Origin of the sequence: Nostoc sp., assembly GCF_036916575.1 — a bacterium.
Lineage (GTDB): Bacteria > Cyanobacteriota > Cyanobacteriia > Cyanobacteriales > Nostocaceae > Nostoc.
On the sequence record NZ_JBALGC010000135.1, the window covers coordinates 41,406 to 48,787 of the forward strand.

General features: G+C 43.1%; 7 protein-coding genes and 1 pseudogene. 1 reads left to right on the forward strand and 7 read right to left on the reverse strand.

Features of this window, described 5'->3' with window-relative positions:
* Window positions 1-42: 42 nt before the first annotated feature.
* Window positions 43-915 carry a 6-carboxytetrahydropterin synthase gene (locus V7L29_RS30375; RefSeq protein WP_334737833.1) on the reverse strand — a complete coding sequence of 291 codons (873 nt, stop codon included), beginning with the start codon at window positions 913-915 and terminating at the stop codon, window positions 43-45.
* A gap of 178 nt (window positions 916-1,093) precedes the next feature.
* Between V7L29_RS30375 and V7L29_RS30380 the strand changes: the two genes are divergently transcribed.
* Window positions 1,094-1,246, forward strand: a complete 153-nt coding sequence (locus V7L29_RS30380; RefSeq protein WP_334737834.1) for a hypothetical protein — start codon at window positions 1,094-1,096, stop codon at window positions 1,244-1,246.
* A 1-nt stretch (window position 1,247) separates the two neighbouring features.
* On the opposite strand, the gene V7L29_RS30385 is transcribed toward V7L29_RS30380, so the two are convergent.
* The 6 genes and pseudogenes from V7L29_RS30385 to V7L29_RS30410 form a co-directional block, all read right to left on the reverse strand.
* On the reverse strand, window positions 1,248-1,952 hold the full coding sequence (locus V7L29_RS30385; RefSeq protein WP_334693624.1) for a J domain-containing protein: 705 nt from the start codon (window positions 1,950-1,952) through the stop codon (window positions 1,248-1,250).
* A 15-nt stretch (window positions 1,953-1,967) separates the two neighbouring features.
* Window positions 1,968-2,930 (reverse strand): cysteine synthase A, encoded by a 963-nt coding sequence (gene cysK / locus V7L29_RS30390; RefSeq protein ID WP_334693625.1) that lies wholly within the window; start codon window positions 2,928-2,930, stop codon window positions 1,968-1,970.
* A gap of 95 nt (window positions 2,931-3,025) precedes the next feature.
* On the reverse strand, window positions 3,026-3,463 hold the full coding sequence (locus tag V7L29_RS30395) for an RrF2 family transcriptional regulator (protein WP_334693626.1): 438 nt from the start codon (window positions 3,461-3,463) through the stop codon (window positions 3,026-3,028).
* Window positions 3,464-3,967: 504 nt separating this feature from the next.
* Window positions 3,968-5,698 (reverse strand): iron uptake porin, encoded by a 1,731-nt coding sequence (locus tag V7L29_RS30400; RefSeq protein WP_334737835.1) that lies wholly within the window; start codon window positions 5,696-5,698, stop codon window positions 3,968-3,970.
* A gap of 555 nt (window positions 5,699-6,253) precedes the next feature.
* Window positions 6,254-6,535 (reverse strand): 4a-hydroxytetrahydrobiopterin dehydratase, encoded by a 282-nt coding sequence (locus tag V7L29_RS30405; RefSeq protein WP_334693628.1) that lies wholly within the window; start codon window positions 6,533-6,535, stop codon window positions 6,254-6,256.
* A 724-nt stretch (window positions 6,536-7,259) separates the two neighbouring features.
* Window positions 7,260-7,382: pseudogene (locus tag V7L29_RS30410) on the reverse strand (photosystem II D2 protein (photosystem q(a) protein)); the annotation flags it as partial.

The following is a 7,382-nucleotide window of genomic DNA, read 5'->3' on the forward strand; positions in this document are numbered from 1 at the left end:
TTATATAAATTCCCTATGTCCTATGCCTGGATTTCCAATTAGCTAAACTCTGGCTAATACTGGCTGATTCACGCCTGCACTGGCTGAATTTGATTCTGACTCAGTACAGTAGATTTCACAGGAGTTATTAGGACTTTCAATCAGTTTCACTTTGTAAAGTTTAGCTCCCAATTCCTGAATAGGCGATCGCAATAAATTACCAATGTAAAGTGCGATATTCTCAGCAGTGGGCACAACTTCGGCAAAGTAAGAAATGTCTTTATTTAAAAAGGTGTGATCGAATGGCTCTACCACATAATCTTCTACCACTTGATTCAATGCCCCTAAATCAACAATCATGCCGGAGCGTGGATCAATTTCCCCTTTGATGGTAACTTCTAAATGGTAGTTGTGTCCGTGACCGTGAGGACGGGCGCACTTACCGTAAATTTCAGTGTTTTCTTCATTACTGAGGTTAGGATGAGCTAGCCGATGGGCGGCGCTAAAGTGAGTACTGATGGTGAGGTAGGCTTCCATTGCGTTTCCCATATAATCTGCCCAAAGTTCAGGATGTTCAAACAACTGCACACGGACTAGAGGCAAATGGGATGCTAACCGCTGCCAGATGATCCGTGCAATATTCTCAGTGGTGGGCAGAGTTTGTTGAAATTCTGCCCACACATCGTTGAGATAAGAGAAGTCCAATTGACTGGTAACTTCGCGTTTAATTACGTGTTTCACATTAGACAAGTTCAGCACCATACCATATTCATTCAATTCCCTGGCTAGGGAGATAAATAAGACATAGTTATGTCCGTGTCCCGGAAATCTAGAGCAAGCACCAAATTTCTCAATATTCTCGGCTTCACTCAGTTCTGGCAACCAGTAACGATGACTTGCCGAAAACTGGGCGCGGCGATTAACAATACATTGCATGATTCAACTGAAGCAAAATTTAAAATTTCTTAATCTTTCTCTGTTTCCAGGATAAACTAATTTCTCTGTCAGTGGTTAGAGGAATAATATACGGAGAAAAATGCTCCTCAAACTTGGAGTTTGAAAGATGACTGCTTTTCAAGAGAATTTGCCTTAACCTGTCACGAATGATGCTGGCATGATCGGTATTGCTGATATTGCCTTAAAATTTGTACCTGGTTTCGGCAGCTTGCTGATTGCTGGGGCTGGTGCGATCGCTACACAAGGTTTAGGGGATGCTGCGATTATATATTTTCTCAGCTTACCAAAGGCAAGAAATACAGCCTCCTAAACTATTGATTAACTGAAACTTGTGCCTCACAGTGCAATCTCGTAGCTATGCGGAATAGTTCATGACCTGTGTGCAAATAACGCTCATCGTAGTTCAAAGGAAAGTAACCCAACTCATCGAGTCCATCTGCTACTTGATCGAGGCTGTAGTAGAGGTGAGCCGCTGTTCTTGCTAGACTAGGGGGATTCGGCAGGGAGCGAAAAGTAATTTGTGCCTGCTTCAAGTCATCTCGACAGGTTTTTAAGTATTCCTGAAATTCATCTAATAACTGATCATCAAAGGGATCAGCGGCTAATTGCTCCATTTGTTCTTCTAACGAATAAAGAATAGTACAAAGCAAACGATTGACTGGTTGGTAAACTTGGCGCAGCCATTCCTCGACTTGCTCGTCAGCTTCCCGTCCTGTTTTTCGTCTTGTCTGGTAATGTTTTTGAGCTGATGCTGTACGCTGTAGGCGATCGCTATTTAATTTTTGGGAGTCATCTTGCAGTTGTTGGTCATAATTACGGCGATTTTGGTTGTCGCCTAAAACCTCATAGGCTGCATTGATGCGAATTATCTGCTCGTGATCGGCTGTTTCCTGATTACTGTCAGGATGAAACAACTTAACCAAGCGCCGATAAGCTTGCTTAATCTCCGCTTGGCTGGCACTTGGACTAACTTTGAGAGTTTCGTAATGGTTAGAAACGTGCTTAGAATTGACCATTAATTCAATGTATCGTTAACTGACGCTAACGGCCAATCTTGCCTCCAGGTCTTGAAACAACGGTGTACTCAAATACCTCTCACCAAAACTGGGCTGAATCATTACAATTAAACGTCCTTGATTTTCTTGACGTTGGGCAACGCGAATTGCTGCACATAAAGCTGCTCCACTGGAAATACCAGATAGTAGCCCTTCTTCTTTTGCCAAACGCCGACTGTAGGCGATCGCTTCTTCATCGGTGACGGTAATCACTTCATCAATCAATTTTATCTTTAGTACTTGGGGAATAAATCCAGCGCCAATTCCCTGGATTTTGTGCGCCCCAGGACGTCCCCCAGATAAAACTGGGCTATTGGCAGGTTCAACTGCGATCGCCTTAGAAGTTGGCTTGCAGGCTTTAATCACTTCTGCTACCCCAGTGATCGTACCACCTGTGCCCACCCCTGCCACGATTATATCTACTTGTCCATCAGTATCTTCCCAGATTTCAAGGGCAGTAGTTTCCCGATGCACTTTTGCATTGGCTGGATTGCGGAACTGCTGCAACATATAGGTATTTGGCGTAGTATTAACTATTTGCTGCGCCCGCCCAATTGCCCCACTCATACCTTCCATACCTGGTGTTAGTTCCAGTTCTGCTCCATAAGCACGCAACATTGCTCGTCGCTCCCCACTCATTGTCTCTGGCATTGTCAAAATTAATCGATAACCCTTAGCTGCTGCTGCCATTGCTAGGGCAATTCCTGTATTTCCAGAGGTGGGTTCTACCAATACTGTCTTAAGAGGAGTAATCAGCCCCTCCTCTTCGGCAGCGTTAATCATACTCACCCCAATCCGGTCTTTAACTGATGCCGATGGGTTCATACTTTCCAGTTTCACCACAATTTCAGCAACACATCCTTCTGTTTGGGGAATCCGGTTCAACTGCACTAGGGGTGTACGACCAACCAGTTCTGTAATGTTACGAGCAATTCGCATAATTTAGTCCTTAGTTATTAGTTCTTTAGTTATGAGTTATTAGTCATTGGTTAGTAGTTACAAGCAACAAATAACAAATAACAAATGACTCTTGACTAAATGTAGTACATGATATCCAATTGCCGCCGTGAATCTCGTTTTTCACAAAGATCCTGGAGCGTATATTTTTGCAACACTGAATTTGCTGCGTGACTTGCTTCTTGCCAAATTTCTTCTATAACCGAACTGTCTACCGTTTTGAGATTAACGTTTTCTTCACAAGTCCGCACCTCTAACCCTTCTAAACATTCCAAAATTTCAAAAAGGATGATTTTTCGAGGTTCTCGCGATAACAGATAGCCACCTTTTGATCCGCGCTGACTCTTGACTATACCTCCACGCCTCAAGGTTGCTAGTAGCTGTTCCAGATAGCGATCGGGTATGTTTTGTTGTGCTGCAATTTGTCGAATTTGCAGCGGTTCGCCGCTTTCGTAGTGAGCTGCCATCTCTAATAAGGCCAAAATTGCATATTCCGATTTACAAGATAGTTCCACAAGCAGTAATAAGTTAGGAGTTAGGGGTTAGAAGTTAGGAGTTAGGAGTTATTCAATTTGGATTTTAGATTTTTCTTCAACCTAAAATCTGTCTGAAAAGTTCTGATGCCTGTCTTGAAAAGTAACGCTCCTCTCTTACAAAGTTCTGATGCCTACGGCGGGCTACGCCAACCAATAGCGTAGCCTCTCGTAGAGAAGAGGCTGCGCTATTCATTGAGACTCCGCCTCCCTTACTCGCGGCAGCAGCCCAATAACAAGCATTAAGAGCCGGAGGCTATAAACGAGGTTTTAAAGGGGTTTTGGCTGAAGTTGACACCAATGCATTGTAATGCCCACCTACTGTGGTCTATTCATAAAAAACTCGCCATAACTCATAACTTCTAACTTTTCTATTATACTCCGGTTACCTACTGGGGTTTATTCGTTGCTGCTATCGACAACAAAAAGCCCCGCCTGATGGCGAGGAGAAATAGAGTTCAAAATTGTCAGTAGATAGTCAACACTCTAGAAGGTGAAAGTTGTTCTGAGCGTACCGATAAATGCATCATCGTTATCGCTGTTTTGATCAGGAGAGGTCAACCAGATTACACCAGGGGTGATTGAAACATTATCTGACACGCGATACTTATAGAAGCCTTCAAAGTGATAGGGTACATCATTACCAGTACCAGCAAAAATTGGTCGGTTACGGGAATAAGGTTCTACACCAGCAAAAAGACCCAAGACGTTACCCTGTTTACCAAAATCAACTAAAGCAACTCCAGCACCATAGCTCCAAGCATTATAATCATCACCTGCACCGAAGCCAGTGATATCGTGGTAAGAGATGAAGCCACTAATTGACAGCTTGTCGCTAGGTCTAAAGGCAGCCGACACACCGTAGGAGTTGGTGGAAGCTCCACCTTGTAAAGTATTAGCTTGTCGAGTACCGACTGTAATAGATCCCAATGTTCCATCTGATGTAGAACCTGAGTCAAACAAGAAACCACCTGCGCTATATCCGTGGACGTAAGTAGCAGCTAAAGCCAAGCGATCGCCAACACTAAAGTTCAACTGTCCTAAAGCAGCATAGTTACCCTCGGTCAGGCCTGTACCAAGAACAGGAGTATTAGCTTCCGATGCTAAGTAACCCCCAGTAATTGAAGTCCTTCCCAAAATCCCACCACCTTTGCCAAGGGGTAGATTGATTGCTATACCGGCACCGCCACCAATCCGATAGATGGGACTTTCAGAAGCAAAGGTAGACAAAGCGCCGTTACCGCCGTCGTCAGTGCCGTCAAAAAAGTAAGGGTTGTTGACAGCAGCATATTGGCTGTGTCGTCCGCCACTAGCTGCAAGGTAAACTTGGGCTGGGCCTATGGGAACTTCATAGGTCAATCGGTCTATCCTGACACCGTTGTTACCAGTGCTACCGACTTGAAATGTTTGTCTGCCTTCCGCATCACCGAGAGCAGTGAGATCATTATTAGCGTTATCCCTTAGTGAAAAGGCTTGTGCATTACCTGCTGCCAGACGTGTGTGCAAAACATCTCTACCAGTGAAGCTAGTTTGCAAGTCTAAACGTACCCGATCTTGGAAGACGGTATTGTTAGCGTCACCAGTATTACCTCCAAAGGCATCACTAACGGCAAAAACGGCTTCACCGACTAGTTTGGTGGTAGTGGAGAACTGATTAGCTTCTAATTCAGCAGTTCGCGCTTCTAGAGAATCTACGCGACCGCGTAGAGTTGCTAATTCTGCGGAAAATTCTTCTTGTAACCGCTGCAAGGTAGCTAAATCTTGTTTGGTTACCAAGTCAGCTGTGGCTGTGGCAATCAATTCGTTAACCCGATCTAAACAAGCATTCAAACCAGCGGCAAATTCATAACGGGTCAAAGCACGATTACCGCGATAAGTAGAATTTGGGTAACCTGCAATACAACCATAGCGCTCAACTAAGGACTGCAATGCTTGGAATGCCCAGTCAGTGGGTTGTACGTCAGAAAATTGAGAAACCGATGTTACTTGAGACTGAGAGTTATTTTGGTTGCCTTCGTTGCTGTAGCGATTAACTTGATCTATCGTTGTTTGAGCCAATGTTTCTGACTGTTGGGTAACTTCCGTTACACCCGGTTGTTTGGCTGCTGATACTTCAGTGGTTGTGCTTGGAGCCGCAATTGCTGTTGTCGAAACTAACAATGTTGCTCCCAAAACTGCTGGGCTAACCACTAAGGATTTCCACAAGAGATTAGACATCTTTTCTTTACTCCTCACACCTTGTTTAGATAATTGTATTCGTTGCACTTAAAATCTCAAAAATGTGACATATCATTGAAACCTGTGCATCAGGCATAGTTGCCACTACTACAATTTTAGTTTTTGCAAAGCTAATAAACGATTAACTTAGGGTTAAAAAATTATGTGATTAACTTATGCAAAAACATATCTTTATATCATAACATTATAAAACATCTGATCTAGATGGCAAGATCACAGCGATCGCCTTAATAACTGTCACACATAGTTATCTAAATATCTAAGCAGGGAGTAAGGTTTAAATTATTCGCTCCCTAGTTGGCTAAATTACTCAAAGCTTTAGATACTAGCAGCTTGTCAGTAAAAATCACTTCTTATACTTAGTCCTAGTGGAAATCGTACACCAGTTAAAATACGCTGGCTCGGCTATACAAACGTAGGCAAAGCATTCCCGTAGGGTAGTCCGTCTAGTATTGTGATGACAAACACAAGATCAGGAATCAAGGTTTTTAAACCCGCACACTCCAAAACAAAATCCGTACCTCTACCCTAAAGTTAGTTGATTTGGGAAACCACCCGCGCTACATCAAAGTCTGTCAGCGTCAGCCCGCCTGCATCATGTGTTGTGAGTGTAATCTTTACTTTATTGTAAGAAATCTCTATATCTGGATGATGTCCTGCTAACTCAATCGGTTTCACCAGCTTATTGACAAACTCAATTGCCTGGATAAAATCCTTGAATGTGCAGGTAGTCTGTAACTTGGAGTCTTCAACAGTCCAACCTAACAGAACCTTTGCGTGTTCTTGAATTTCCGCTTCAGTGAGTAGTTGTGCCATATCAAAAAATTCCTATATATTTGTTACATCTTGCATCTGACAAAGGCAAACCCCTTTTATTTTCCACAAAAAGGATAGGAAGATAAACTTGCTATTGCTCACATCTGGTCAGTTGCCAAGATTTAAGCCAAAATATTTTTATTTTTAAGAAAACTTAAATGCATTGGCTTTGCCCGCAGCAGGCATCGCCATGTAACATTTTCAAAAGCAACGGTTGATACAACAAAAGTCACCTATAAAAAACTATCCGCCCTGATTTAGATCAGGTGATCTAAGTCAGAGCGGTCTAGCGGGTCTTCAGGTTGCAACCAGACTGCCGGAAGGAACTCCGAGCTTGCCTAGCTACTTGAGCTAACTTAGTCTCTCAAGATGACTAAGGCTAACTTTTAGAGAACAGCCCCGGCACACAGCCGGCTAACTGCAACCTGATGACCCATGCATTTACTACTTTCAATCATGGGCATCACCTCCTTATTGCCTAAGCGGTCTTAGTCTCAAAAGGGCAGAGCATTTGCTCTGGGTTTATAACCTTCATCTAAGATAACACATAAATTTAGAGATATTAACCATATATAAAAAAATCCCCCACCAAAAGGCGGGAGATGATTAGAAAATGGGGAATCTTGACACTTTATTGGCTTGTACCCAGGAAATTATTTAATCTCAATGGTGTCAATTACCCCCAACTACAACCCTTATTCAGGTCATGAGCGGTTTTTATTTATTAGAGAGCGTTACCACGTGGTAATACTTCCTCAGGGAATACAAATTGTTCGTGGGGTTGATCTTGAGGAGCCATCCAAGCGCGGATACCCTCATTCAGCAAAATGTTTTTGGTATAGAAGGT

What these genes read in the sequence shown, in the direction of transcription:
- V7L29_RS30375 (WP_334737833.1), bottom strand. Translation starts at nt 915, where the DNA reads ATGCAATGTATTGTTAATCGCCGCGCCCAGTTTTCGGCAAGTCATCGT.
- V7L29_RS30385 (WP_334693624.1), bottom strand. Translation starts at nt 1,952, where the DNA reads ATGGTCAATTCTAAGCACGTTTCTAACCATTACGAAACTCTCAAAGTT.
- V7L29_RS30380 (WP_334737834.1), top strand. Translation starts at nt 1,094, where the DNA reads ATGATCGGTATTGCTGATATTGCCTTAAAATTTGTACCTGGTTTCGGC.
- V7L29_RS30405 (WP_334693628.1), bottom strand. Translation starts at nt 6,535, where the DNA reads ATGGCACAACTACTCACTGAAGCGGAAATTCAAGAACACGCAAAGGTT.
- cysK (WP_334693625.1), bottom strand. Translation starts at nt 2,930, where the DNA reads ATGCGAATTGCTCGTAACATTACAGAACTGGTTGGTCGTACACCCCTA.
- V7L29_RS30400 (WP_334737835.1), bottom strand. Translation starts at nt 5,698, where the DNA reads ATGTCTAATCTCTTGTGGAAATCCTTAGTGGTTAGCCCAGCAGTTTTG.